Here is a 24,732-nt window from a genome sequence, read left to right on the forward strand (position 1 = left end):
TGGAATGAGACGCTTTTACTATTGCGTCTGCTCTGAGACTACCGCGCAGCGGCCCAGGAGGAAAGTAGTTTGCCTGCTAAGCGGGGAGATGGTGCAAAAAAGAAGCGACGAGAAAGGCGGGCTAAATCACACCCTGTACTAAACATTCTGGCAATTTGCCAGCCAGCTTATACTTTTAATTAAATCAACGGATAACAAAGAGGGACACCTTTTAAGAATTGACGTAAATGGTTTACACTTAACATGTCTCCTTCTCTGGAATGGTGAGTTAAATGCGTCTACTTCTTGCAGTGTTATTTTGTTCTGTCATGTTGCCTTCTGCTTATGCTGAAAAACTGCCTGCGCCGACAGGAAAACCTGTACTGACCATTTCCGGAAAAATCGGGAATACGAACGTCGGTGACAAGGCCGTTTTTGACCTCGCGGCGCTGGAAAAACTGGGGATGAAGACGGTGGAAACCACCACACCCTGGTACACCGGTAAGGTTCGTTTTGAGGGTATTCCCCTTAATAAACTCATGGATTTAGTCGGTGCTAAGGGCAAATCCGCCCGCGTGTTGGCGCTTAACGACTATACCACCATTATTCCGATTGATGATTTTTATAAATTCCCGGTCATTATGGCGTTAAAAATGAACGGCGAATATATGCGTGTTCGCGATAAAGGTCCATTATTTATCGTCTACCCTTACGACAGCAGCGCTGAATTACAAAACCAGATCTATTATTCCCGATCGGCCTGGCAAGTTTCTAAGATTATTATAGAGTAAGGGTTGGATCTTGAATCGAATACTCACGGCTATTATTTTGTCGTTATTTATTGTTACCGGATATATTACTTATCTGGTGCATGAGCGACAGAGTGAGTTGCAAAAATTTACCCGCTATACAGACTCGTGGTCAATGTCGCAGATGGTGTCGGAATATATGCGACTGGAGTCTCGTCTGGCGGGAATGGCGATCGGGGCCGAAGGGGCGGACCACGATGAGGTGCGCCTGCGCCTGGAGATCATGATGAGCCAGATCGAACTCCTGCAGCAGGGCGATCTGGGTAAATTTATTAATAAAAGCGAACAGCGGAAGACGGTAGTCGCGACGCTGATTCGTAATCTTCATCTGCTTGATAAACAAGTTGATACCATGACGCCGGAGCAGGTCAAACAGATCCTGCCGGTGTTGAGTGAACTGGATGGCCCCCTGACCTCAATGGCCGCCGCTACCCTGACGCAAGATATTAATATTGTTAATATCACGCATGATAAAATCCAGCATCTTTATTATATCTATTCGGTGATCTCCATTCTGCTGATCGCCATGTGTATTACTCTCGGTCTGCTGATGCTCCGGCAGAATAATAACCTGCGTCGCGCCCATGTGCGCATGAAGACGCTGGCCAACGATTTGCAGGCCTCGAAAGAGAAGCTGCAGGTGCAGAACCGCCGACTGCAGTACGATGCCTACCATGATTCGCTGACCGGTATGCCGAATCGTCTCTCTTTCTGGCAGCGGCTGCAGGAGATTGTCAACCAGGTGCGTCCCTATCAGGGTTGCGCGGTGGTGATGCTGTTCGACCTCGACAGCTTTAAGGATGTGAACGATACCCTCGGCCATGATGCTGGCGATAAGCTGCTGCAGGATCTGGCCAGCCGTCTCTCTTTTTTCCGCAAAACCTCCGAGACGCTGTATCGCCTTGGCGGCGATGAGTTCGCGATGCTCTCTTACGATCTGACAGAAGAGATGGCTCTCGAGCGCGCCAATGTTATCCGGGAGAAGATCAGCCAGCCCTATCAGATCTACGATGCGCAGATTAATATCGACGCCTGCATCGGGATCGTTATCTCTGACGGCGAAAGCCGGACCGATTATCTGTACAAGTGTGCCGACCTTGCGCTGTACGAGGCAAAAAAAGAGGGTAGCGGTCATGTGCAAATTTTCCGGCCGGGCATGCTGCAGCGCCTGCAGGAGAATAAATCGTTCGAAGATGACCTGCTGCAGGCGCTGGCCCATGACGAATTTAAAGTCTACTACCAGCCGATCGCCGACACCGTCACGCGTGAAATCTACGGCTATGAAGCGCTGGTTCGCTGGTTCCATCCCGTGCGCGGCGCTGTGCCGCCGACGGTGTTTATTCCCGTCGCGGAGAAAATCGGCCTGATCAATACCCTCGGCGAGTGGGTGCTGAAAACCGCCTGCGCCGAAGCGGCCAGTTGGGCGACGCCGCTAAAAGTCTCGGTCAACGTTTCGCCGATTCAACTGATGAACACGTCGTTGACCGATACCATTATCGGCGTGCTGCAGCAGACCGGCCTCGATCCGCGACGCCTGGATCTGGAGATCACCGAGTCGGACGTGTTCAATGAGAATACCCGTTCGCTGGAAATTCTCAGCCAGCTGCGCGAGCAGGGCATTCAGATTTCCATTGATGACTTTGGTACCGGCTATTCTTCTCTGTCGCGTTTAAGCTACTTCCCGTTCGATAAAATCAAAATTGACCGCTCGTTTGTTATCAATATTCCGGAGCAAAAAGACGATTTGGATATCGTTCGCCTGATTATCAGTATGGGAAAGAGTCTGCATATGCGTATTGTGGCGGAAGGCGTGGAAACCGAAGAGCAGTTGACCTCGCTGCAGGCGCTGGGGTGCGACCTAGTCCAGGGGTATTTAATCGGCAAGCCGAGTCCGCTGCGCTAACAAATTTTTAACGCGTTTATTTTTATTCTCCCGGGCGATTTCAGGATCCTGAAATCGCCTTTTTTATTTTACCGCGTCGCTAATCCCTGAGAGGTATAAAAAGGAGTAGACGGTAAAATCAGCAACAAAATAATATCCTTAGCCTTTAAAAGGGGTATATGATATGCATCATAAAGGCTATTTCTGACCGTCGCATTTGAGACGGTAAAGTGAGGCACAATCATGCAGCGAATCATTATTCCCACCCATTACGTTCACACCCGCAGCACGCCGCTGTGGACCAAAGAGACCGCCCCGGCCTCTATCTGGCGTCGCCATCTGGATGCTGGCACCCGGCAGGGCGTCTATCCTCGTCTCTCGGTGATGCAGGGGGCGATCCGCTATCTCGGCTATGCAGATGAAACCAGCCCTGATCCTGTTGAAACCCTGACCATTGAAGCCGGGCAGTTTGGCGTTTTTCCGCCGGAGAAATGGCACTGTATTGAGGCGCTCAGCGAGGACACGGTTTTTAATGTCGACTTTTACGTTGATCCGAAAATTCTCATCGAGGGATAACCAGAGATGAACAGTGAAAATAAAGGCTATGCCTTGGCGGTAGAGAACGGCCAGCTTCACGAAAAACGTGAAAAAATATATCTCAAACCGATGGCGCTTTATATTCCGCAGCACGCGGTGGAGGCGGTAAATAGTCTACTGAATGATCTGCCGGGTGGTAACGAAGAAGGGGAGTGGGTGTTAACCGTCACCAATAATAATAACGGCGTCTCGGTTGATAAAACCTTTTCCTCACTGGCGGCGCTGCGCGACCCGCTCACCGCCGCTGATGCGGTGAAGGATCTGATCAATATCGTTCGCGGCTACGAGTCCGATGAAGAGACCAACGTTTGCGGCTGGTAAGCCCGCTACTCTTCCGCCGGATGGCGACCGTCACCTAATATCATCTGGCCGACCAGCCACTCCCGCAGAGCGATAATATCCGCGCGCTGCGCCGCTGCCTCGGTGGTGACCAGGTAGTAGCAGGCGCCCGGTAATGCACAGCTAAACGGCGCGGACAACACCCCGCGCTGCAGCAGATCCCGCGCCAGCAGTTCGCTGGCGATCACCACCCCCTGGCCGGCCACCGCCGCCTGCAGGGCATGGGTCTCATCGCTGAAGGTTAACCCCGCATCAATATTCAGCGTCGACGGCCCATAGCGGCGGCGCCAGTTCTCCCAGTTTGGCGAGTCGGCCGGCACGCGGCGGTTGGCGACGTGAAACAACGTCACCCGCTGCAGATCTTCATGCCGGGCGAGGCCCAGCGACGGGCTGGCGACCACGATAAAACGATCTTCATACAGCAGCGTGCAGCACAGGTTCGGCTCCGGCGTTTCACGATAGCGAATCGCGGCGTCCACGGTACCCAGTTGCAGATCCACCCGTTCGACGCTGGTGTGCAGACGCAGGTCGATAGCCGGAAAGCGGGCGGTAAAGTCCGCCAGCCGTGGCACCAGCCAGTGGGTGAGAAAATTGGAGGTGGTGGTGACAGTTAAGGATGGCGGCTGACGGGCATGAGCGATCTGGACGACGGCTTGCTCCAGGGCGCTAAAGGCGCGCTGCGTGGCGGCGTAGAGGATCTCGCCATCGGCAGTCAGGCTAACGCCCTGTGCGCTGCGTTCGCACACCCGGCACGCCAGCACCGACTCCAGCAGTTTAATCTGATGGCTGACTGCCGTCGCGCTGACGCCGAGCGCCTCGGCGGCCTGTTTAAAACTGCGGTGGCGGGCGACGGCATGAAAGGCGCGCAGCGCCCCCAGCGGCGGTAGACGGGGTGTTCTCATGGCTGAGTTTTTCTCATCTATGGCTGAAAACTATGCGTTTGTGTAAGGCAATATAGTGGCGCTAGGCTACGGGCATGTAAAGACAATGGCATGAATTAAATTCATGCTAGCTGGCATGTCAGGAGTCAATTATGCACGTTGTAAGCCGCTACACCGCCGCGGACGCGGCGGGGATGATCGAGCCTCGTGGCCGCGCCATCGCCCTGAGCGTGGCTTTTGCCGCCGGAGTCTTGCTGTTAAACATGGTTCCCGTTATCGGAGTGACCGGCGCGCTGAGTCTGCTGACGGCGCTAATCGCCGCCTTCGGCGCCGGGTGGGGATCCACACGCGGGCAGTCCTGGCTTTATCGCTCGCCCCTGGCGGCGACGCGCTGGGCCTTTCTGCTATCAGCGGCCGGCTGGCTGCTGGCGCTGGTGGCCTGGTATGGCGGGCAGGACTGGTCCGCCATGCTGCCGGGCGTGGCGTGCGGCGGGGCGGGGGCGGCTGTCGCCTGGCGGATTGCGGCGGGACGGTCGGTGCAGTGTGGGCCCAGAGTCGATGGCGCAACGGTGCTGAGCGTGGTCGTGGTCATCGTGGCGACGCTATTGGCCCAACACACTGCCGGGGCCGGGGCCGGGCGCAGCGGCGTGTGCTTCGCCTTCGCCGTGCTGCTGGACCTGTCGCTGCTCGGCGCGCTGATCGTGCGTATCAGACAGCAGGAGAGTGCAGCGTAAGTGAGTCCGGGAGGCAAATGAAACGAGACGGGGTAACTCACCCGGCGTGGTGACAAATTTCTTCTACACTGTTACAGGCATCACATTCCTGTGCGGTCGGCACTCCTGCCGGCCGCCGTCGGCATTCAGCCCAGGCTCGGGCCTGCAGGCTGGTTATCCTGAAAGAGGAGTCTGTAATATGGCATTTGTCACCACCCAAGACGGCGTCAACATTTACTTCAAAGACTGGGGTCCAAAGGAAGCTCAGCCGATTGTCTTTCATCACGGCTGGCCCCTGAGCGCCGACGACTGGGATAACCAGATGTTGTTTTTCCTTGCCGAAGGTTTTCGGGTCATTGCTATCGACCGTCGGGGGCATGGCCGCTCCGATCAGGTTAGCGAGGGGCACGATATGGACCATTACGCGGCGGACGTTTCGGCGGTAGTGGAACATCTGGATCTGCACAATGCGGTCCACGTCGGGCACTCCACCGGCGGCGGCCAGGTCGCCCGCTACGTCGCCCGCTACGGCCAGCCGCAGGGCCGGGTGGCAAAAGCGGTATTGATCAGCGCCGTCCCGCCGCTGATGGTGAAAACCGAGCAGAATCCGGGCGGTACGCCGATCGAGGTATTTGACGGTTTCCGCAAAGCGCTGGCGGCGAACCGCGCCCAGTTCTATCTCGACGTCGCCTCTGGCCCGTTCTATGGCTTCAATCGTGACGGGGCAGAAGTGTCGCAGGGGACGATCCAGAATTGGTGGCGACAGGGAATGATCGGCAGCGCCAAGGCCCATTATGAAGGCATCAAGGCGTTTTCAGAGACCGACCAGACGGAAGACCTTAAGTCGATCACCTTGCCGGTGCTGGTGTTGCAGGGGGATGACGACCAGGTGGTTCCCTATAAAAATGCGGCCATCCTGCAGGACAAGCTGCTGCCAAACAGCCAGCTGATCATTTATCCTGGCTTCCCGCACGGGATGCATACCACCCACGCCGATACCATCAACGCCGATCTGCTGGCGTTTATCCGCGCCTGATCTTCCCCCTTTGCCGGGCAGAATGCCGTTAATGGCATTCCGCCAGCGCCCTGGCCGCCAGTCGCCGGGGGGCGCTGGTTGACGAGCAGGGGAAATCTGCTTAACTCATGGGATACCTGACGACTATTTTCCCCTGGCAGGATAAAACGCCGGGTTTCTCTGTAGAAACCCGGCGGAATTCTGCGCAAGAGACAAGAGAGAGACAATGAAATTAGCCGGACTTCATCCCGACGAGCAGCGTCGCCTGCAATCGCTACGCTCTTCCGGGCTGTTGAATAGCGGAAAAGAAGAACGCTTCGATCGCCTGACCAGGCTTGCCCGTTCGCTGTATAACCTGCCGGTGGCGTCCATCAGTCTGGTGGGGGAAGATCTCCTGCATATTAAGTCCTGTGCCGGTCTCGATGTGGACACGGTGCCGAGAGATATTTCATTTTGCGCCCATACCATCCTGCAAACCGACCCGCTTATCGTCAACGACATGCAGCAGGACGAGCGCTTTCACGATAACCCGCTGGTCATTGCGGCGCCGTTTATCCGCTTTTACGCCGGGTATCCGGTGCAACTGCCGGATGGCGCGACCGTTGGATCGTTCTGTCTGATGGATCACCAGCCGCGTTCATTTTCCGCCCATGAAATGCAGATCTTAAGCGATCTGGCGGCGATCGTGGAGGATGAGTTCAAGGTGCTGGATGCGGCAACCTCGGATGAGCTGACGGGACTGTTTAATCGCCGGGGATTCCTCACCCTGGCCGAGTATGCCCTGCTGACGGCCCAGCGCCGCCATGAGCCGGTAAGCCTTGCCTTTGTCGACCTCGATCGCTTCAAGCACATCAACGATACCTGGGGACATGAAGAGGGCGACCGCGCGCTGATCGCCATCGCCGATTTGATGAAAGCGGCCTTCCGTGAGTCCGATATCCTCGCCAGGCAGGGTGGGGACGAATTTATCATTCTGTTCGCCAATACCAGCCGCCACGACGCCGCGACAGCGATGGAGACGCTCAGTCACAACGTGGCCCGTTTCAATCAGCAGGCGGCCAACCCCTGGCAGCTGGCGTTCTCCTGGGGCTGCGTCGAGTACGATCCCGCCAGCCACCCCAGTCTCAACGCGCTGGTGGCCACCGCTGACCGGCTGATGTACCAGGCGAAGCAGAAGCAGGGTCGCGAGCGTCGCTAACCTGGCGTGGAGGTGTTCTGCAGGTACCGCTGCGCCTGCTGCCGCTTCTGCGCATAGCTGCTGAGCAGCGCCTGCTGTGATTTGCCTTCGTTATCGTAAAACAGACCGCCTTCGTCGGCGATAAAGCGATAATGCTGTTCCAGTTGGTTTAGCACCCAGTCGATGCGTTGCAGGGTGAGTAAGGTACACGACTGGCCATGCAGATCGTCTTCGATATCCAGCACGTGGGAGCGGAAAGCCTCCACGGCAAATAACCGGCTCAGCGCGGCTGGGTCCGCCAGCGCCGACGCCCAGCGCGCCGTTATCTGCTGAAAATGGGCCTGCACCTGCGGGGCGGCCCGCCGGGCGCGGAGCCAGGCGAGCTTGCGCTGGTAGCTTTCGAGCGCCAGCCGCTTTAGATCGCGATAGTGCGCCAGCTGCTGCTCCGCGCCGGGAACCTGGGTCATCAGCCAGCTAAAAAAGAAGCGGGTCTCAAAGCGCTCGACAAAGTGGAACAGCGGATCGGCCAGACCGTTGCTGTTGAATTCCCTGAGCGGATCGAAGGGATACATGTAGCCAAAATCGAACAGCCACAGCTGCTCCTGATGGTCCACCAGCAGATTTCCACGACAGAGATCCCACTCCATCAGCCCCTGTTCCTCACAGGCTTCCAGGGTCGTAAATAGCTGGGCGATCAGCGGCGGGGTCAACTGGTGGATCAGCTCGCCATCGATCCACGGTGAGAGCAGGATGCCGAGGCGATAATCGGCATACAGCGTCGGAACGATGTGGGTGAAGCGCGGGGCGGTGACCGGGTTATCCTTCAGCCGCTGCAACGCCTGCCGGCGCTGCACTTCATTTAAAAACGACAGCTGGCCGTTGAGGTTGGCGACGCCGGCGACGGCGCGTCGTTTTTTTAAATTGTACTCCTTGCCGGCGATGCGCAGCCGGTAAACCTCGCCGGTCAGTCCCGAGCCGTATACCTGCACTACATAGGGTGAATCGGGGCCCAGCGCGGCGAGGGTTTCGGGTGGCAGCGGGCAGTGGCTGACGTCGCCGACGATAAGGGGTTCTCCGCTGCGATCGAACGCCTGCTGTTGCTGTTGTCTGAGGTTCATGGTGCCTCCGGGTATAACGTTAGACAGCGTGGATAATCCACGCTATCTCACCCGCAAGCGGCAGAGAATTCATCCTACTGGCGGGGGCTTTTTCAGGCTGAGCTGGGAGGCGTTCACGGAGGATACTCGGGGCGTAGGAAGGCGGCAGGGAAGGGCGTTGCACCTGAGCAAATCTGGCCTTCGCGCTACCGCTGATATCCCTCCGGCGCAACCCGGATACGGAAGCTGCGCCGCATTTTGTTTATCTGATTCGCCATAATCTTTTGAACCACAAAAAACGTTTTCTATCATCGGTCTTCTTACGACGAAATCAGTTCTCGCCTACACACAATGCTTCCTGACCTGCGAGAAGTATCCGATGTATCAGGATGGTTGCCGTTTTACAGGTCATCACACCGCTGAAAACTGGGATCTGTCCTTCGATGGATGACGGTTTATTACGCTAAGGAAATCACCATGAATCTGATGAGGAATTGTGCACAATCCACCCTGAATGTTATATTAAAATATAATATTCGGAGGTCCTCTATGTACAAAACTCGCCTGAAAAGGGTTGGCGGATCCATCATGCTGGCGGTTCCTCCCGCCGTGCTGAAAGCGCTGGAGCTGTCGACAGACAGCGAAGTGGGTATGACTATAGATAATGGCTGCCTGATTATTGAACCGCAGAAACGGCCCCATTATTCGCTTGAGGAACTGTTGGCGCAGTGTGATCCGCGCGCCGAAATGAGCGAAGAGGATCGGGAATGGATTGATGCGCCTGCGGTGGGCAAGGAGATCATGTAAATGGACAGAGGGGAAATCTGGCTTGTTTCACTGGATCCGATTGCTGGCCACGAGCAAAGTGGAAAACGTCCGGTACTCATTGTATCGAAGGCATCGTTTAACAAGCTGACCCGACTACCGGTCGTGGTTCCCGTCACCAGCGGCGGACACTTTGCACGTACAGCAGGTTTCACGGTTTCACTGGAAGAAGCGGGGACCAAAACAACAGGTGTTATTCGCTGCGACCAGCCCAGAACTATCGATATGGCGGCCCGGAACGGCAAGCGTCTGGAACGCATACCTGACGCCGTTATCAATGAGGTGCTTGCCAGGCTGGATGCGATTCTCAGTTAACGTCAGCGACGCAAAAAAGCAAAAAGCCTGCTTGAAAGCAGGCTTTTTAAATGTGGCTCCTCTGACTGGACTCGAACCAGTGACATACGGATTAACAGTCCGCCGTTCTACCGACTGAACTACAGAGGAATCGTGTGGAGTCGTATCTTAGCGGCGAAAAATCTTTTGTCAAACATCAATTCGCCTGTTCAGGTGCAACTGCCGCTTCCATCAACAATTTGTTGTCATTTCCGACAATTATTCAGGAAAAATACTTTGCAGGATATCCATTTCTCAATCATCATTTGAAATGTTGTTTCAACATCTCTCACTAAGGTCTCTCTTGAACGTCACCTCCGCCGTACGCCAGGCTGTCGAACGGACATCCTGGTTTAAAAAACGTCAGCGTTATCGTGTGCTGTACTGGCGCGAAATCAGCCCTCTCGCTGTCCCCATTTTGCTGGAAAATGCCTGTGTGCTGTTGATGGGGGTATTGAGCACCTTCCTTGTCAGCTGGCTGGGAAAAGAGGCCATGGCCGGGGTGGGGCTGGCCGATAGCTTTAACATGGTGATCATGTCGTTCTTTGCCGCCATCGATCTTGGTACCACGGTGGTGGTGGCTTTTAGCCTTGGCAAGCGCGATCGGCGGCGGGCGAGAGCGGCCGCGCGTCAGTCGCTGGCCATTATGACGCTGTTTTCCATTTTACTGGCGGGAGTGATCCATGCCTTTGGTCAGGAGATTATTGATTTTGTTGCCGGTGACGCCACTGCGCAGGTCAAGGCGCTCGCGCTGACCTATCTGGAGCTGACGGCGCTGAGCTATCCGGCGGCGGCGATAGCGCTGATCGGTAGCGGTGCACTGCGCGGCGCCGGAACCACCAAAATCCCGCTGCTGATCAACGGCGGGATGAATATCCTCAACATCTTAATCAGCAGCGTGCTCATCTATGGCATCTTCTCCTGGCCGGGGCTGGGGTTTGTCGGCGCCGGTCTTGGGCTGACCATTGCCCGCTATATTGGCGCCGTGGCGACTATATGGGTGCTGATGGTGGGACTCAATCCGGCGCTGCGGTTGTCGCTGAAGAGCTACTTTAAACCCTTTAACTTCGCCATTATCTGGGAGGTGATGGGGATCGGCATCCCGGCCAGTATCGAATCGGTCCTGTTCAATGGCGGCAAGCTGCTGACCCAGATGTTTGTCGCCGGGATGGGCACCAACGTTATCGCCGGCAACTTTATCGCTTTTTCAGTGGCCTCGCTGATTAACCTGCCGGGCAACGCCCTCGGCTCCGCCTCGACGATCATCACCGGCAAGCGACTGGGGAAAGGGCAGATTGGTCAGGCTGAATTCCAGGCCTGGCACGTGTTCTGGCTGTCGACGATCATTCTGACGCTGATCGCCTGGGGTAGCGCCCCGTTCGCCGGTCTTATTGCCTCGTTCTATACCCATGAAGATGACGTGAAAGAGGTGGTGAAGCAGTTGCTGTGGCTCAACGCCCTGTTTATGCCAATCTGGTCGCTGTCGTGGACCTTACCCTGCGCGTTTAAGGGGGCCCGCGACGTACGCTATACCATGTGGGTGTCGATGCTGGGGATGTGGGGCTGCCGGGTGGTGGCGGGCTATACGCTGGGTATCGTGCTGGGGATGGGCGTGATTGGCGTGTGGTTAGGGATGGTGCTCGACTGGGCGGTGCGCGGCGTACTGTTTTACTTCCGCATGGTGAGCGGTCGCTGGCTGTGGAAGTACCCGCGCGTGAAGGCCACGTCGGAGGAAACCTGAGCCGTTTGCGGGGATGAACGCCATTTTTTGCGCAAAGTGAAGAATAATTCGGCAAACGATTCATTTTATTGAAAACAGGCTTTGACAGCGCCGGGCGTCATCGATAATATGCGCCCCGTTCACACGATTCCTCTGTAGTTCAGTCGGTAGAACGGCGGACTGTTAATCCGTATGTCACTGGTTCGAGTCCAGTCAGAGGAGCCAAATTTAAGAAGCCTGCTTTCGAGCAGGCTTTTTGCTTTTCAGCATCTTTTGGCCGTATAAAAAGTATCAGCTCATAATGGCTTCCAGTCGGGTCAGCACTTCATTCACAATATCGTTCATTCATTGCAAAAATTGAAAGTGGGGAGCGTAGGCTGGACATCATCGAGTTGGTCTATGTGGCACAGCTGTTGGATATCGATCCGGCTCCATTGCTGGAAAAAGTGATAAAAAAGGTGCGGGCACTTTAAGCAGTGGCTGTATATTATCTTTTTGGATTGTTACACCGCCGTTCTACCCTACGCTACAAAACAAACTCATAGTGCGACCCGTCCGGGAGCTCAACATCAAGCCGCAGCTTACCACCCGCCGCTTCAACATAACGCTTAAGGGTAGAGAGCTTCAGGTCGCGGCCCGGTTTTTCCATTCCTGCAACGGTAGGCTGTTTTATGCCTAAATCCTGAGCCATTTCTACCTGGGTCTTCTGCACCTTCTCACGTAGTTCGGCAAGATGAATATTAAGCAGGATATCCTTAGCAATAGCCTGAGCTTCGGCAACGACATCCGGTTTTTCATCTATAAGAAGCTGTTCCAGCGTTCTGCCCATCGCGTTACTCCTTCTCTTTCAATCTGTTAAGCCAGTTCGTGAATTCCCGATCTGCGACCGCGAGCATCTCATGGTAAAACCGTTTTTCATTGCCGACCTTATTTCCGGCACAAAGCACAATGCCGGTACGGGCCGGGTCAAAAGCAAAAAACGCCCGTATTGGAATGCCCCGGCTCTGAACACGCAACTCTTTCATGTTGCTGTAGCGGGAACCTCTGATCGTATCGGCATAAGGTCTGGACAAACCCGGCCCCTTTTCCCGCAAGACCAACAGCGCTGCCAGCACGCTGGCCCGATCGATATCATTGAGCGAGGTAAACCAGCGATCAAACATATCCGTTGTTTTAATCGTCCACACGGGACCTCCAGGTTAATATAGGTTAAATACTATATAGTTGTAAAGCTATAAGGGTAATAATGAAGCGATGGAATGAGGGATTCATGCGCCGTTACTGCAATGCTGAAGACGCATTCGGGTATTTCTGTGCATAACATGCAAGGTGTTCACCGTTTTACGAGCTGTGCCGAGAAACCCGATCAGGGATTGATGCAGTGTGAAGAGTGACCTTAGCTGCAACGCAGCCTGACATTTTCAAAGGTATTGTCGGTAACGGGACGACCAGCCTGGAATCAGGCCGCTTCTTGCAGGTCATGAAGCGTAAGGGCAACCCCGGGGGCCATTTGTTGCGTGGGCAAAATCACTCGATGAACGCAAAAAAGAAGCCAGCGACAGGAATAAAGTGCTTCCTTACCCTCTGGAAGTCAGTTGTATGTGTCACTATGTCTTTGACTATCCCAGTGCCCCACAAAAAGCCGGTACAAATTTTGTTATTACATTGCGCTTAACCAAAGCCGAACGTGAATCTGGAAGTTACAGAAGGACCGCGCCGGAACAAAGAGAGGGCGTCGCACAGCAGTGTTACGATGTCCCTGTTTTCAGTCGCGACGGCAAAGGGAAAAATAATGATGAGTGTGAATGGTCGCACCATACTCAAAAACCAGGACATTATTGGCTATGAATCGACCGAGTCTTCTTCAGTAGATCGCCTTGAAAAGGCCCAGAATAATATTGTCCGGTTTATGGCTTACAAAATAAAAATGAGCATCTTCAGCGCTAAATGACTCTGCTCGCCGGTGGGTATATCGCTACACACTGACGATCCCCTGCGGGGAACGCCAGCGTGTTTCCTTTCTATCCCTGCATCACCGGTTAACGGAACGGCGGCTCGTTGAAGGTGCGTAGCTTACGCGAGTGCATGTGATCCCCCTCGGCGCGCAGCAGGTCGATCGCCCGGATGCCTATCTGCAGATGCTCGGAGATGGCGCCCTCGTAGAAGCGGTTGGCCTGGCCCGGTAGCTTGATTTCACCGTGCAGCGGTTTGTCCGAGACGCAGAGCAGCGTGCCGTAGGGCACGCGGAAGCGATACCCCTGGGCGGCGATGGTCGCGCTCTCCATATCGATAGCCACCGCGCGGCTGAGATTAAAGCGCAGCGCCGAAGCAGAATAGCGCAGCTCCCAGTTACGGTCGTCGGTGGTCACCACCGTTCCGGTACGCAGCCGCTGCTTCACTTCCTCGCCGGGCATCCCGCTCACCTGCTTGGTGGCGTCATACAGCGCACGCTGCACTTCGGCAATGCTGGGGATCGGAATATCCGGCGGCAGTACCGCATCCAGCACATGATCGTCACGCAGATAGGCGTGGGCCAGCACATAGTCGCCGATAGTCTGGCTTTCGCGCAGGCCGCCGCAGTGGCCAATCATCAGCCAGACATCGGGGCGCAGTACCGCCAGATGGTCACAAATGGTTTTGGCGTTGGCCGGGCCGACGCCAATGTTAATCAGCGTGATCCCCTTGCCGTCGTGGGTGATCAAATGCCAGGCCGGCATCTGATGCTTTTTCCACGCCAGATCGGAAATAGCCTGTTCAGGCGCTTCCGTTTCCGCGGTGATCCAGATCCCGCCGGCGCAGGAGAGGGCGATATAGGGGCTGTCGGGATCGAGGATCTGGCTGCAGCCCCAGCTGACGAACTCATCCACATAGCGGGTATAGTTGGTGAACAGCACGTAGGGCTGGAAGTGTTCCGCCGGCGTGCCGGTGTAGTGTCGCAGACGCGCCAGCGAAAAATCGACGCGGCGGGCGTCAAAGTGTGACAGCGGATAGAACTCGGTAGGGTGGAACAGGCCATCCGCGGTCTCATCGCCAATCTGTGACAGCTCGGTGGTGGGAAAATAGCGCGTCAGACCAGCGCTCATCGAGCGGTCGAGGGTCAGGGTGGAGCCATCTATCACATAAGGATAGGGGATCTCATGCTGCGACAGCTCGACGCTGATATGCGCGCCATAATCCTGATACAGCAGGGTCAGCTGTTCCAGCAAATAGCTGCGGAACAGTTTCGGATTCGTAATGGTGGTGGTATAGCAACCGGCATGGGTAAAACGCCCCCAGGCGCGCGTTTTGAGGGCCTTATGGTCGGCGCCGTCCCAGGAGACCGACAGCTGCGGATAGACAAAAAGGCCTTCCGCACGGGCTTCGGTATCAGGGAGCGTATTATGGTCGATATAGTCGCCGATGGCCTTGCGTAACGCCGTGACCGAGGCTTCATAGCGCGCTTCCAGCTCGGCAAGCGCTTGTTCCGGGGTCAGACTGGCGGCCTTGTGATTCATTATTCGCTCCTTATTTCAGGTCTGCTGACATTCCCGATAGTATGTCACAGCGCGAAAAGGACGAAGGGGAATTTATATATCGGATGCGAAGATACTGAGACCATAACTGGCTAAGGCCTGACGTGCTCTTTATCCGCCGAGGTTGGCCCAGCGCTCACTGCTATAATGGGTGGCTTTGAGGATCTTCAACGTCTGCGCCGGGTTATTATTCAGACAATAACGAGCATTGGCCAGCGGAGTGAGTTTATCGCCTTCCTGCAGGAGGAGGCGACAGGCTTCAATTTCAGCAATCATCTCCAGCGCACCGCTCTGCAGCACGACGCAGCAGGGGCTGGTCATTGAATTTTTTCGTACTTTTTTTACCCACCACTCCATCTATATCTTCCTGTCCTGTTTATGTCCCTGCCGATAATTCATGTTTCCTCAAGGTCTGACAATAAGATTATCCCCTTGGTTTATACAGTGTTTAAAAATACGCGACCGAACGTTGATCTCATCGGTAGGTTTTTTTTCGCCAAACATGAATGATCTGCCGGGTTTAATTTCCCGGAACCGATGACTATGCTGAGAAGCAGACTGTGAAAATAGCCTGTCAGGAATAGGGCAGATGAGTTCGGCTACGCGAAAAATATAAGAGGGAGCGTCATGAAGCATGTTTTACGCCACTGGCGAACGTCGGGCGCCGTGATTGGCTCACTGCTAAAAAAAGGGATCATTGCGCTACTGGTGCTGCTGGTGGTCTTTCTCGCCGGGCGGATCTATGAGTCCCAGCGTGGCCCGGCCCTGCATCGCTGGCATACCTGGAGCGCCAACGAGATGTCGGCCGAAGCGATCGACCAGGCGACCTTTGCCCAGTATCTGGCGCGGGAGAAGACGATTTTCGCCGATCTCCAGCGCGAGGTGACAGAGGCTTTGCCGGAAGAAGATAAAACCCCGGTCAACCGCTTTTATCGTCACAGCCGGGTCTGGCCGGGGCAGTTTAAGCAGGACTGGAATCGTTCTTTTGTGCTGTTGCCGCAGGGCAAGCCGCGCGGCAGCGTGGTGTTGCTCCATGGCCTGACCGATTCGCCCTACAGCGTGCGCTATCTGGCGCAACTCTGGCAGCAGCGGGGTTATGTGGCGGTGGTGCCGCGTTTGCCGGGGCACGGCACCGCGCCGGGAGCATTAACGGCGGTGGACTGGGAGACCTGGCTGGCGGCGACGCGTCTGGCGGTGCGCGAAGCGACGCGCCTGGCCGGGGCGGACGTACCGCTGCATCTGGTCGGCTACTCTAACGGCGGCGCACTGGCGCTCAAGTATGCTCTCGATAGCCTGGAGGACAGTCACTTGCGCCAGCCCCAGCAGATTATTCTGCTGTCGCCGATGATCGGCGTGACCGCGTTTGCCCGTTTCGCTGGCCTCGCCGGGCTGCCGTCCATCTTCCCGGCGTTCGCCCGTGCGGCCTGGCTGAACGTGGCGCCTGAGTTTAATCCCTTCAAGTACAACTCCTTTCCGGTCAAGGCGGCAAGACAGTCCTGGTTATTGAGCCAGGCGCTGCAGCAGCAGATTATCCGCGCGTCCCGTCAGGGCGAGCTGAAAGCGCTGCCGCCGGTCCTGACCTTTCAGTCGGTGATGGATTCCACGGTCAGCACCCGCGCGGTGGTGGAGTCCCTGTATCGCTACCTGCCGGACAACGGCAGCGAGCTGGTGGTGTTCGACATTAACCAGGCGGCGGATCTCCGGGTCCTGTTTCGTCCCGCGCTCTATGCGGCAGTCAATACGCTGCTGCCCCCGGCGCCGCGGGCCTATACCACCACGGTGGTGACCAACGCGACGGCGCACACGCTGCAGACCATCGCCCGTACCACGCTGGCGCAGGAGCGGGATGAGCATCGTTATCCGTTGCATCTCGCCTGGCCGGCGGATATGTACTCTCTGTCGCATGTGGCGGTGCCGTTTCCCCTGAGCGACTCGCTGTATGGTCGCGAGCCGGACGAGAAGAACCGCTACGGCATCAGCCTGGGCACCATTTCACTGCGTGGGGAAACCGGAACGCTGAGCGTGGGGCTGGAGACGTTAATGCGCGTCACCTCCAATCCTTTCTTTCCGTGGATGCTGGCGCGCGTCGATGAGCACATCACCTGCGGCGAGCAGGCGGCGGTGACGGCCTGCCTGAAAGCGCAGGCCAGAGCAGAGGCGTTAAAACAGGATCAGGTGCAGAACGGTACGCAGCAGGATGCCGACGATCGCCGCGGGGACGACAAAGCGAAACAGGCGGACAAACCGTGAGCTGATGCCGAGAAAAATACCGATACCGGGGAGGTCAAAGGTCTGGATCAGCAGGCCTGCCGAGGCGTTGACCTGGCTGACGGTCACTTTGCCCTGCTGGATCAGCTCAGAAATGACGCCAAAGTAGGCGGTGCCCCCGGCGACGCACTTCACCAGCGCCGGCAGAACAAAGTTCTGCGGGATATGCAGCCAGCCAAGTACCGGCTTCAGCGCCTGCTGTAGCAGGTCAATAGCCCCGGCGCCCTGCAGCAGTCCGACAATGGTTAATGACAAGATCAGCATCGGGACTGCGCCGAGCGCCAGGCGGATGGCGTCGGAGCCGGCGCTGTTGATCACCGCCAGAATGCCCTGGCTGTTTTGCTCGGCGTTAGGTAACGCTTCCGCGCGGGGATTCTCGGCGACCGATAAGCGCCGTCCGGTGACGTGCCAGGCGACGGCCGCCGCGCACAGCCCGCCGATCACCGAGATAACGATCGAGGCCAGCCAGTGCAGACCAAAAGGGGTGAGGGGATAAAAGACGTTGCCTTGCCCCATGGCGAACACCATGGCCAGCGTGGCGGCCATTTGCCGGTCCGAGACGCCGCGTTTGTCCATAATCGACAGCGTCGCAAGCGGGGCGGCGAAGCTGACAAAGTTAATCTGGATCAGGGCGAAGGCGCTCATCCCGGTTAAGCCGAAGGGCTTCAGCAGCGGGGCAACCCAGCGAACAATCACATCGAGGATGCCGCGGACCTCCAGATATTTCATGATGATCAGCATGATCACCATAATCGGCAACAGCGTATACAGTGCAACGTCAACGGATGATTTACCCGCCGCCATAATGATGCTTATGACATCCATTTACTTTTTTACCACTCGCAAAGGCATCGGTTCGCGTCATCATAATCCCGTGGGGAAGGAAATGATATGCCTTGATCCTCTAGGGATCCGGCGCCGCACGGGCGCCGGGAGAAGAGGATTACTGGCCGATGCTGACCAGCGTGCGGCCGCGAATCGTGTTGCTGAGAAAATCTGCGGCATACGCTGGCGCCTGCTCCAGCGTGATTTCGGTGGCCGCCTGCTGGTAGTAGCTTTCCGGCAGAAGCTGGGCCAGACGCTGCCAGACGGCGTCGCGTTCAGCGGTAGGCACCATCACCGAGTCCACCCCCTGCAGGCGCACGTTGCGCAGAATAAACGGCATCACGGTGGTCGGCAGATCGAAGCCCCCGGCCAGACCGCAGGCGGCGACGCAGCCGCGGTATTGCGTCTGCGCCAGCACTTTGGCCAGCATCGTGCCGCCTACGGTATCCACCGCGCCCGCCCACAGCTGTTTCTCCAGCGGACGGGTCTCCGCGAAGTCGCTGCGCGGCAGGATCGCATCGGCGCCCAGCTGACGCAGGTAATCGTGCGTCGATTCCCGGCCCGATACCGCCGTCACCCGGTAGCCCAGCGCTTTCAGCAACACCACGGCGGTGGTGCCGACCCCGCCGCTGGCGCCGGTGACCAGGATATCCCCGCTTTCCGGAGTGACGCCCGCACTGACGAGGGCATCCACGCACAGCATTGCGGTAAAGCCGGCGGTGCCGATGATCATCGCCTGGCGCGCGCTGAGCGCCGCCGGCTGGGCAACCAGCCAGTCGCCTTTGACGCAGGCTTCGGTGGCCAGGCCACCCCAGTGATTTTCGCCTACGCCCCAGCCGGTGAGGATCACGGACTGACCGGGAACAAAGCGCGGATCGCGGCTTTCACTCACCCGTCCCGCAAAATCGATGCCAGGCACCATCGGGAACTGACGGATGATTTTGCCTTTGCCGGTGATCGCCAGGGCATCTTTATAGTTGAGACTCGACCAGTCGATAGCGACCCGAACGTCGCCTTCGGCAAGGGCGGGCAGGTCGATCGCTTTGACGGCGGCGACGGTGCGGTTGTCGATCTGGTCCAGAACTAATGCTTTCATGACAGAGTATTCCTCGTCGGAAGGGGGTTATCGGCGCTAACGCCGTCCTGTGCAGGTGTTTTTGTTGTCATACTGTGCGCAAAAAATTCCCAGTACTGGTGAAGCGGTGCGGCGGACTGGCACAGCCTGGCGCGCATCACCGCGCCTTCCCAGCCGATCCAGAACACCTGGGCTAGCGCGTCCGGTGAGGCGTCGCGGGCGATCGCTCCGGCAGCCTGCGCCTCGTGCAGGCAGCGGGCCACGCGCGACTCCCATGCCGTCAGGATCGCTTTTAATCGCCCGGGAAAGGTGTCGGGTAACAGCGGGGCTTCCTGCAGCAGGTTGCCCACCAGGCAGCCGCGGCGAAACTGGTATTTCTCCATCCCCTGGCCGGCATGACGCACAAAAGCCGCCATCCGTTCCAGCGGCGGCACGGCGTCGTCCAGCAGGCATTTATCTAATTTATGCGCAAAAAAGTCGCCATAGGCGCCAAGCACGGCCAGGCCAAAGGCCTCTTTGCTTTTAAAGCAGTGATAAAACGATCCCTTGGGCACATCAATATTCCTGATAACGGCCTCGATACCCGCCGCGAGATAGCCCGTTTCAGTCAGCACTTCAAGGCCTGAGCGAATCAGCGCCTGGCGCGTATCGTCAAACTGGCGATCGACCTTGGGTGGACGGCCGCGGCGGGGCTTCAGGATGGCGGAGGTATCGGGATTCATGATTTAGACCGTGTGGTTTAATTGTCGGTCAGGGTACGCCCAAACCCGGGATGGGGCAAGCGCAGCGTGGCGGAGGAGAGGGATGTCGAACAACCTGGGTCAGGAAGGCGGCCTGGCATGAACATTTTCTGGCACTGTACGGTTATCACCGTTGTTTTCGGCAGAGAAATATGACTCTGCGAATTCTATTAGGTTGCCTGGTAATATCCGTATTCGAAATACGATAAGAAGAACTAATAATATAAAGAATATATTGATCCGTGATCACGATGAGATGGCATAGACAAGCGCCAGAGATGCCTTCATTACGCTGCCGCAGACGCGGATTGTCAATTATTTGCAGACGATGGCGGATTGACAAAGGCGGTACGATAAAACACATTGTCACCCCTGGTTCGGCATGAGGCGCACCGTAGTTTAAATAACATCGCCATCATACCGAGATTGCTGACCTCTATTATCGGCGTCTGAATCAATAATCCGGCGATGAAACAACACCTGCAAGGAAAGGAATAAAAGCGTGATGTACAGAATGAGTATTGCCGTCAGAGGAGGGGGCGAATGTCGCTAATTACTATTGTGTTGGTCTTTATGATGGCCATCGTCGTGACCGTGTTCGTGTCTCATCTTCTGCCCGTTAAGGTGCCGCTGCCGCTGATCCAGATCGCCGCAGGCGCCGCGCTGGCCGCCGGCGGATTTCAGGTCGATTTCGATCCGCATATCTTTTTGCTGCTGTTTATCCCGCCGCTGCTTTTCCTCGACGGCTGGCGGATCCCCAAAGACGCCTTTTTCAGGGATATGAAGCCGATTCTGTCGCTGGCGATAGGCCTGGTGATGGTGACGATCCTCGGCATTGGCCTGTTTATACACTGGCTGATCCCGGCTATCACCGTGGCCGCGGGGTTCGCCCTTGCGGCTATTCTGTCACCCACCGATCCGGTGGCGGTATCGGCAATGACCGCCAGCTCGCCGCTTCCCTCAAGGATGGCGCATATTCTCGAAGGGGAGTCGCTGTTAAACGATGCTTCAGGCCTTGTCGCCTTTAACTTCGCCATCGCCGCGGTGCTGACCGGCAGCTTCTCCCCGGGAGACGCGGTGGTGAAGTTTTTCCTGATGGCGTTTGGGGGGATCCTAAGTGGCCTCGTGGTGGTGTGGGTCACCGGCAAGTGCAACAACTTTCTCGTGCGCCGCACCCGCGAGGAGCCGGCAATTCAGATCCTGATAAGCCTGCTTATCCCCTTCGCTGCCTATCTGCTGGCCGAGGCGTTCCATGTCTCAGGCATTCTTGCTGCGGTGGCCGCCGGCATTGCGATGCACTATGAGCAGCTGTCGGGTCCCCGACTACCGGCGACGCGTATGAAAAGCAGCGCGGTGTGGACCATGCTGCAGACGACCCTCAACGGCATGATTTTTCTCATGCTGGGCGAGCAGCTGCCGCGCATGCTGAAGACGCTTCCTGCGGTGGCCAGTCAGGCCGGCGTCTCGTCTCCCTGGTATCTGCTGCTGTACGCGGTGGCCATCACGCTGGCGCTTGGCCTGATGCGCTTTGCCTGGGTATGGCTGTCGATGACCCTGACGATTTTCCGCCGTAAGCGCCGGGGCAAGGCTATCACTATTCGTCCGCGATTCAGCATCATGGCCGTCATGGCGCTGGCGGGAGTAAAAGGTTCCGTCACCCTGGCCGGTATCCTGACGTTACCGGTGATGCTGGCGGATGGCTCGCCGTTTCCGGGGCGGGAACTGCTGATCTTTCTCTCAATGGCGGTGATCCTGATGTCGCTCATCGTGGCGGCTGTCGGCCTGCCGTACATGACCCAGTATCTTGCCGATGATTTACCCCATGACACCGGGAAGGACAATATCGGTGCGGTGATGACCGAAGTGGCGATTAACCGCCTGAATGCGCTGCTGGACGAGCCGGTGGACGATCCGAATGAGCAGGCTTTGCGGGTCGATGCGGGCAATATGCTGCTGGAAACGTACCAGCGGCGGCTGCACTATAACGACAGTGACGAGGAGCAGGACGTCGGGCTGGAGCTGGCGAAGCGCGCCAGGCTGGAGAAGTATATGCAAAGAGAGGTCATTATCGCCCAGCGCCAGGAGCTGTTCCGACTGCGGCGCGCCCATAACATCAGTGATACGACCTTTTATGAAGTGCTGCGGGAGATAGATCTGAAGGAAGAAAGCTTGCGCTAACAAACATGGGCTGTGGCCCCGAGCGTAAGCGCTGGAAAGGGGCTGGTTCGCCTTCCGGAAGAGGTGTTCTGCCGCCGTATAAAACAAAGCCTGCTGGGAAGCAGGCTTTTTTTATCTTGGCGGCCTGGACTGGCGAACAGTGGCGGATGGGGTGAGTTGCCCTGAAACCAAACCCTAGGCTCCATCTATCCGGGGAAGCCGCTTTTCGCCCGTCTTACTGAGGTGTGACACCTGCAATGCTTGACCTGGCGGGACGCGATGTCACGACTGAGTGAGGTGAGGGGGAGAGAATGCCTTGATTCTTAACTATTTATTCTTTTCAGCTATTGAAAGTCAATAAGGTTATTTGTTTTTAATGTGGGTAATGCATAAAAGTGAGGTAACGCCAAAAAGAATTTTATCGATGTGCTTTTATGAAGGATATTATTATGCCGGAAGCGGGTGAATTGTATCTCTTGCCGAAAAGAGAAAATAACTGGCATTTAAATAATGTCGTCAATGAATTGCGTCGCGTTCGCCAGGCGTGGCGCGATGAGCACGCGAAGAATAATTATCGTAATAAACGGAGTTTACCTTCCCGGGAAAGCGTTAATTCCGTCGCGGATACATTGATAAAAGTGCTTTATCCGATGCGCTTAGGCGACGTGGACTTACGCAAAGAGGGGGAGGATTATTACGTCGGCCATTTGCTCGGCACGGCGCTGGACAGGCTCACCGAAGAAGCGCTTCTGGAACTCTATTATCAGTCGGATGAGCAGGCGGAAAATGAGGTCCTGTTGCAGGAGGCGGTCAGACGCGTTCAGCAGTTTGCCAACCGTTTACCGGTGATTCGTCAGCGTCTTGACGGTGATATCCTCGCCGCTTATCAGGGCGATCCCTCCGCGCGCAGCATGGATGATGTGCTGCTCTGCTACCCGGGAATTCATGCGGTGATGCACTATCGGCTGGCCCATGAGCTGCATCAGCTCGACCTTCCGCTGCTGGCGCGCATCATCACGGAAAAGGCGCATAGCCAGACCGGTATCGATATTCATCCCGGTGCGCAGATTGATGATGGATTCTTTATCGATCACGGAACTGGCGTGGTTATTGGTGAAACCGCCATCGTCGGTAAACGAGTGCGTATTTATCAAGCCGTCACCCTGGGGGCCAAACGTTTTCTCGTCGGTGAGGATGGACAATTGCAAAAGAATTATCCTCGCCATCCTATTATTGAAGATGACGTTGTGATTTATGCCGGTGCGACAATACTTGGGAGAATTACCATCGGGGCGCGCTCCAGCATCGGAGGAAATATCTGGCTAACCCGTGATGTGCCACCGGACAGTAATGTCCAACAGGCGCGAATTCAGCAGAGGCATTTCAGCGACGGCGACGGTATTTAATCATTACAAGAATAAAAGAAACCTACCGTTCCCGTACCACTAAAATAGCAGCGTGATCATTATTATGAATTTACTTGAAACGATTGGCGCGACGCCTTTAATAGCCTTGCCCTCTTTTACTGCAGAATTATCGGGTGTCACACTGCTGGCGAAAGCTGAATTTATGAATCCCAGCGGCTCGGTGAAAGACCGCGCGGCAAAAGCGATGGTACTGGACGGTATTGCGCGGGGATTATTGACGCCGGATAAAACTATTATTGATGCGACCAGCGGTAATACCGGAATTGCTTACGCGATGATCGGCGCCGCGCTGGGGTATCACGTTCGGCTGTATCTCCCGCAGAATACCAGTCCGGAGCGTAAAAAAATAATTCGTCAGTATGGCGCCACGATTGTGGAGACTGATCCGCTTGAAGGTTCCGATGGCGCTCTTCTTGAAGTTCAGGCCCAGGTCGCCGCACACCCGGAGCGCTATTTTTATCCCGACCAGTATAACAATCCCGTTAATCCGCAAACGCATTTCGCGACCACCGGGAAAGAGATCTGGGAGCAGAGCGGAAAGCAAGTCACCCATTTTGTCGCCGGGATGGGTACGTCAGGCAGTTTTGTCGGCACCGCCCGACGGCTGAAATTCGAGGATCCGCGGGTGAAAACCCTCGCCGTGCAGCCCGCTTCGCCATTCCATGGCATTGAAGGGACTAAGCATATGGGCAGCAGCATTAAACCCGGCATTCTCGACGAAACCCTGTTTGATGATGTGATTTCCGTCACCACCGAGGAGGCCTATGCGAGCGCGCGACGCCTCGCCCGGCGGGACGGCATTTTTGTCGGTATTTCATCTGGCGCCAATGTTGCCGCCGCCGCACGGCTGGCCCGCACGCTGCCGGCTGGTTCGGTGGTGGTCACGCTGCTGTGCGATGTGGGCTCCCGCTATTTGACCGACCCTTTCTGGAATGAAACTCATGATTGAATTGACTCGCGAAATCGCCAGACAGATTGGCGCTGAAGGGGAAAAGACCTATCCCAATGAATGCTGTGGTGCGCTTTTTGGCCATTTATCTGCGCAGGGCGATGGCCGCGTGACGGCGATTTTCCCCATCGTCAACGCGCGGGAATCGGAAGAGCAGTACCACCGCTTTGTTATCACCGCCGACGACGCCTTGCGGGCGGAGCGTGCTGCGCTGGCGGACGGTGTGGATGTCATCGGCTATTACCATTCGCACCCCGATCATCCGGCCATTCCATCGGAATTTGACCGTGAACATGCGCTGCCGTTTTACGCCTACATCATCGTGGCGGTCGCGCAGCGGCAGGCGGGGGCGCTGACCAGCTGGCGGCTCACGCAGGACCGTCTGCGCTTTTTGCAGGAGGAAGTGCACATC

Annotated in this window: 25 protein-coding genes, 2 tRNA genes and 2 pseudogenes; 18 read left to right on the top strand and 11 right to left on the bottom strand. The window is 56.5% G+C overall.

What is annotated here, in order from left to right; translation table 11 throughout:
- The first annotated feature begins 272 nt into the window (after positions 1–272).
- Complete coding sequence (locus tag CWM53_RS18035; protein WP_061153970.1) at positions 273–770, top strand: molybdopterin-dependent oxidoreductase; 498 nt, start codon at positions 273–275, stop codon at positions 768–770.
- Between the two features lie 10 nt (positions 771–780).
- A complete protein-coding gene (locus tag CWM53_RS18040; protein ID WP_012967625.1) occupies positions 781–2,691 on the top strand; it encodes a putative bifunctional diguanylate cyclase/phosphodiesterase in 1,911 nt (636 codons plus the stop codon).
- Here the strand turns inward: CWM53_RS18040 and CWM53_RS31725 are convergent.
- A pseudogene (locus CWM53_RS31725) lies at positions 2,688–2,816 on the bottom strand (hypothetical protein). The gene CWM53_RS18040 and the pseudogene CWM53_RS31725 sit on opposite strands and share 4 nt — an antisense overlap.
- A gap of 97 nt (positions 2,817–2,913) precedes the next feature.
- Between CWM53_RS31725 and CWM53_RS18045 the strand changes: the two are divergent.
- Positions 2,914–3,246 carry a DUF1971 domain-containing protein gene (locus CWM53_RS18045; protein ID WP_061153971.1) on the top strand — a complete coding sequence of 111 codons (333 nt, stop codon included), beginning with the start codon at positions 2,914–2,916 and terminating at the stop codon, positions 3,244–3,246.
- A 6-nt stretch (positions 3,247–3,252) separates the two neighbouring features.
- Complete coding sequence (locus CWM53_RS18050) at positions 3,253–3,588, top strand: DUF1869 domain-containing protein (RefSeq protein ID WP_074385354.1); 336 nt, start codon at positions 3,253–3,255, stop codon at positions 3,586–3,588.
- Between the two features lie 5 nt (positions 3,589–3,593).
- Here CWM53_RS18050 and CWM53_RS18055 read toward each other — a convergent pair whose 3' ends face one another.
- Positions 3,594–4,508 carry a LysR substrate-binding domain-containing protein gene (locus CWM53_RS18055; protein ID WP_100730328.1) on the bottom strand — a complete coding sequence of 305 codons (915 nt, stop codon included), beginning with the start codon at positions 4,506–4,508 and terminating at the stop codon, positions 3,594–3,596.
- Between the two features lie 131 nt (positions 4,509–4,639).
- On the opposite strand from CWM53_RS18055, the gene CWM53_RS18060 reads away from it, so the two are divergent.
- The 3 genes from CWM53_RS18060 to CWM53_RS18070 all read left to right on the top strand — a co-directional run bounded on the left by CWM53_RS18060 (position 4,640) and on the right by CWM53_RS18070 (position 7,413).
- Positions 4,640–5,221: a hypothetical protein gene (locus CWM53_RS18060; protein WP_100730327.1), complete on the top strand. Its 582-nt coding sequence runs from the start codon at positions 4,640–4,642 to the stop codon at positions 5,219–5,221.
- 178 nt (positions 5,222–5,399) lie between these two features.
- Complete coding sequence (locus tag CWM53_RS18065; protein ID WP_064323654.1) at positions 5,400–6,236, top strand: alpha/beta fold hydrolase; 837 nt, start codon at positions 5,400–5,402, stop codon at positions 6,234–6,236.
- Positions 6,237–6,441: 205 nt separating this feature from the next.
- Complete coding sequence (locus CWM53_RS18070) at positions 6,442–7,413, top strand: sensor domain-containing diguanylate cyclase (protein ID WP_061153976.1); 972 nt, start codon at positions 6,442–6,444, stop codon at positions 7,411–7,413.
- On the opposite strand, the gene CWM53_RS18075 is transcribed toward CWM53_RS18070, so the two are convergent.
- Complete coding sequence (locus tag CWM53_RS18075) at positions 7,410–8,510, bottom strand: AarF/UbiB family protein (protein ID WP_100730326.1); 1,101 nt, start codon at positions 8,508–8,510, stop codon at positions 7,410–7,412. The two genes, CWM53_RS18070 and CWM53_RS18075, sit on opposite strands and share 4 nt — an antisense overlap.
- 528 nt (positions 8,511–9,038) lie before the next feature.
- Here CWM53_RS18075 and CWM53_RS18085 point away from each other — a divergent pair.
- Together CWM53_RS18085 and CWM53_RS18090 are read left to right on the top strand one after the other, a co-directional pair.
- On the top strand, positions 9,039–9,296 hold the full coding sequence (locus CWM53_RS18085) for an antitoxin (RefSeq protein WP_074385359.1): 258 nt from the start codon (positions 9,039–9,041) through the stop codon (positions 9,294–9,296).
- Positions 9,297–9,629, top strand: a complete 333-nt coding sequence (locus CWM53_RS18090) for a type II toxin-antitoxin system PemK/MazF family toxin (protein WP_074385360.1) — start codon at positions 9,297–9,299, stop codon at positions 9,627–9,629.
- 53 nt (positions 9,630–9,682) lie between these two features.
- On the opposite strand, the gene CWM53_RS18095 is transcribed toward CWM53_RS18090, so the two are convergent.
- Positions 9,683–9,758: transfer RNA gene (locus tag CWM53_RS18095), tRNA-Asn, on the bottom strand.
- 5 nt (positions 9,759–9,763) lie between these two features.
- On the opposite strand from CWM53_RS18095, the gene CWM53_RS32405 reads away from it, so the two are divergent.
- From CWM53_RS32405 to CWM53_RS18105, 3 genes are all read left to right on the top strand, one after another.
- Complete coding sequence (locus CWM53_RS32405; RefSeq protein ID WP_219163281.1) at positions 9,764–9,943, top strand: DUF5951 family protein; 180 nt, start codon at positions 9,764–9,766, stop codon at positions 9,941–9,943.
- A gap of 8 nt (positions 9,944–9,951) precedes the next feature.
- On the top strand, positions 9,952–11,388 hold the full coding sequence (locus CWM53_RS18100; protein WP_165784170.1) for an EmmdR/YeeO family multidrug/toxin efflux MATE transporter: 1,437 nt from the start codon (positions 9,952–9,954) through the stop codon (positions 11,386–11,388).
- A 128-nt stretch (positions 11,389–11,516) separates the two neighbouring features.
- Positions 11,517–11,592, top strand: a tRNA-Asn gene (locus CWM53_RS18105).
- A 301-nt stretch (positions 11,593–11,893) separates the two neighbouring features.
- Here CWM53_RS18105 and CWM53_RS18110 read toward each other — a convergent pair.
- Together CWM53_RS18110 and CWM53_RS18115 are read right to left on the bottom strand one after the other, a co-directional pair.
- The gene (locus CWM53_RS18110) at positions 11,894–12,196 is read right to left on the bottom strand and encodes a helix-turn-helix domain-containing protein (RefSeq protein ID WP_061153979.1); all 303 of its coding nucleotides are present in this window, start codon (positions 12,194–12,196) and stop codon (positions 11,894–11,896) included.
- 4 nt (positions 12,197–12,200) lie between these two features.
- The gene (locus tag CWM53_RS18115; protein WP_074385362.1) at positions 12,201–12,554 is read right to left on the bottom strand and encodes a type II toxin-antitoxin system RelE/ParE family toxin; all 354 of its coding nucleotides are present in this window, start codon (positions 12,552–12,554) and stop codon (positions 12,201–12,203) included.
- A 605-nt stretch (positions 12,555–13,159) separates the two neighbouring features.
- On the opposite strand from CWM53_RS18115, the gene CWM53_RS31205 reads away from it, so the two are divergent.
- Positions 13,160–13,318: a hypothetical protein gene (locus CWM53_RS31205; RefSeq protein WP_165784169.1), complete on the top strand. Its 159-nt coding sequence runs from the start codon at positions 13,160–13,162 to the stop codon at positions 13,316–13,318.
- Positions 13,319–13,406: 88 nt separating this feature from the next.
- On the opposite strand, the gene CWM53_RS18120 is transcribed toward CWM53_RS31205, so the two are convergent.
- Complete coding sequence (locus tag CWM53_RS18120; protein ID WP_061153980.1) at positions 13,407–14,861, bottom strand: AMP nucleosidase; 1,455 nt, start codon at positions 14,859–14,861, stop codon at positions 13,407–13,409.
- 129 nt (positions 14,862–14,990) lie between these two features.
- On the bottom strand, positions 14,991–15,236 hold the full coding sequence (pmrD, locus tag CWM53_RS18125; protein ID WP_074385364.1) for a signal transduction protein PmrD: 246 nt from the start codon (positions 15,234–15,236) through the stop codon (positions 14,991–14,993).
- Positions 15,237–15,506: 270 nt separating this feature from the next.
- Between pmrD and CWM53_RS18130 the strand changes: the two genes are divergently transcribed.
- Complete coding sequence (locus tag CWM53_RS18130; RefSeq protein ID WP_100730325.1) at positions 15,507–17,129, top strand: alpha/beta hydrolase; 1,623 nt, start codon at positions 15,507–15,509, stop codon at positions 17,127–17,129.
- Here CWM53_RS18130 and CWM53_RS18135 read toward each other — a convergent pair.
- From CWM53_RS18135 to CWM53_RS18145, 3 genes and pseudogenes are all read right to left on the bottom strand, one after another.
- Entirely contained in the window at positions 17,040–17,972 is a 933-nt protein-coding gene (locus CWM53_RS18135; protein WP_012967638.1) for a nucleoside recognition domain-containing protein, read from the bottom strand. The genes CWM53_RS18130 and CWM53_RS18135 overlap by 90 nt on opposite strands.
- Before the next feature lie 118 nt (positions 17,973–18,090).
- Positions 18,091–19,053: an MDR family oxidoreductase gene (locus CWM53_RS18140; protein WP_226682286.1), complete on the bottom strand. Its 963-nt coding sequence runs from the start codon at positions 19,051–19,053 to the stop codon at positions 18,091–18,093.
- Positions 18,944–19,769 (bottom strand): annotated as a pseudogene (locus tag CWM53_RS18145) (TetR/AcrR family transcriptional regulator). Before CWM53_RS18145 ends, CWM53_RS18140 begins: the two are co-directional and overlap by 110 nt.
- Before the next feature lie 561 nt (positions 19,770–20,330).
- On the opposite strand from CWM53_RS18145, the gene CWM53_RS18150 reads away from it, so the two are divergent.
- The 4 genes from CWM53_RS18150 to CWM53_RS18165 form a co-directional block, all read left to right on the top strand.
- A complete protein-coding gene (locus CWM53_RS18150) occupies positions 20,331–21,965 on the top strand; it encodes a Na+/H+ antiporter (RefSeq protein WP_061153985.1) in 1,635 nt (544 codons plus the stop codon).
- A 455-nt stretch (positions 21,966–22,420) separates the two neighbouring features.
- Positions 22,421–23,350, top strand: coding sequence for a serine O-acetyltransferase EpsC (epsC, locus tag CWM53_RS18155; protein ID WP_008804177.1), 930 nt, complete (start codon positions 22,421–22,423; stop codon positions 23,348–23,350).
- Positions 23,351–23,414: 64 nt separating this feature from the next.
- Entirely contained in the window at positions 23,415–24,320 is a 906-nt protein-coding gene (locus CWM53_RS18160; RefSeq protein ID WP_100730347.1) for a PLP-dependent cysteine synthase family protein, read from the top strand.
- The coding region (locus CWM53_RS18165; protein WP_100750820.1) for a Mov34/MPN/PAD-1 family protein at positions 24,313–24,732 on the top strand (420 nt) is incomplete at its 3' end. The genes CWM53_RS18160 and CWM53_RS18165, both read left to right, overlap by 8 nt.

Origin of the sequence: Klebsiella sp. A-Nf5 (assembly GCF_002810545.1) — a bacterium.
GTDB lineage: Bacteria > Pseudomonadota > Gammaproteobacteria > Enterobacterales > Enterobacteriaceae > Klebsiella > Klebsiella variicola.

What these genes read in the sequence shown, in the direction of transcription:
- CWM53_RS18035 (WP_061153970.1), top strand. Translation starts at nt 273, where the DNA reads ATGCGTCTACTTCTTGCAGTGTTATTTTGTTCTGTCATGTTGCCTTCT.
- CWM53_RS18045 (WP_061153971.1), top strand. Translation starts at nt 2,914, where the DNA reads ATGCAGCGAATCATTATTCCCACCCATTACGTTCACACCCGCAGCACG.
- CWM53_RS18050 (WP_074385354.1), top strand. Translation starts at nt 3,253, where the DNA reads ATGAACAGTGAAAATAAAGGCTATGCCTTGGCGGTAGAGAACGGCCAG.
- CWM53_RS18055 (WP_100730328.1), bottom strand. Translation starts at nt 4,508, where the DNA reads ATGAGAACACCCCGTCTACCGCCGCTGGGGGCGCTGCGCGCCTTTCAT.
- CWM53_RS18060 (WP_100730327.1), top strand. Translation starts at nt 4,640, where the DNA reads ATGCACGTTGTAAGCCGCTACACCGCCGCGGACGCGGCGGGGATGATC.
- CWM53_RS18065 (WP_064323654.1), top strand. Translation starts at nt 5,400, where the DNA reads ATGGCATTTGTCACCACCCAAGACGGCGTCAACATTTACTTCAAAGAC.
- CWM53_RS18070 (WP_061153976.1), top strand. Translation starts at nt 6,442, where the DNA reads ATGAAATTAGCCGGACTTCATCCCGACGAGCAGCGTCGCCTGCAATCG.
- CWM53_RS18075 (WP_100730326.1), bottom strand. Translation starts at nt 8,510, where the DNA reads ATGAACCTCAGACAACAGCAACAGCAGGCGTTCGATCGCAGCGGAGAA.
- CWM53_RS18085 (WP_074385359.1), top strand. Translation starts at nt 9,039, where the DNA reads ATGTACAAAACTCGCCTGAAAAGGGTTGGCGGATCCATCATGCTGGCG.
- CWM53_RS18090 (WP_074385360.1), top strand. Translation starts at nt 9,297, where the DNA reads ATGGACAGAGGGGAAATCTGGCTTGTTTCACTGGATCCGATTGCTGGC.
- CWM53_RS18110 (WP_061153979.1), bottom strand. Translation starts at nt 12,196, where the DNA reads ATGGGCAGAACGCTGGAACAGCTTCTTATAGATGAAAAACCGGATGTC.
- CWM53_RS31205 (WP_165784169.1), top strand. Translation starts at nt 13,160, where the DNA reads ATGATGAGTGTGAATGGTCGCACCATACTCAAAAACCAGGACATTATT.
- CWM53_RS18120 (WP_061153980.1), bottom strand. Translation starts at nt 14,861, where the DNA reads ATGAATCACAAGGCCGCCAGTCTGACCCCGGAACAAGCGCTTGCCGAG.
- pmrD (WP_074385364.1), bottom strand. Translation starts at nt 15,236, where the DNA reads ATGGAGTGGTGGGTAAAAAAAGTACGAAAAAATTCAATGACCAGCCCC.
- CWM53_RS18130 (WP_100730325.1), top strand. Translation starts at nt 15,507, where the DNA reads ATGAAGCATGTTTTACGCCACTGGCGAACGTCGGGCGCCGTGATTGGC.
- CWM53_RS18135 (WP_012967638.1), bottom strand. Translation starts at nt 17,972, where the DNA reads ATGGATGTCATAAGCATCATTATGGCGGCGGGTAAATCATCCGTTGAC.
- CWM53_RS18150 (WP_061153985.1), top strand. Translation starts at nt 20,331, where the DNA reads ATGTCGCTAATTACTATTGTGTTGGTCTTTATGATGGCCATCGTCGTG.
- CWM53_RS18160 (WP_100730347.1), top strand. Translation starts at nt 23,415, where the DNA reads ATGAATTTACTTGAAACGATTGGCGCGACGCCTTTAATAGCCTTGCCC.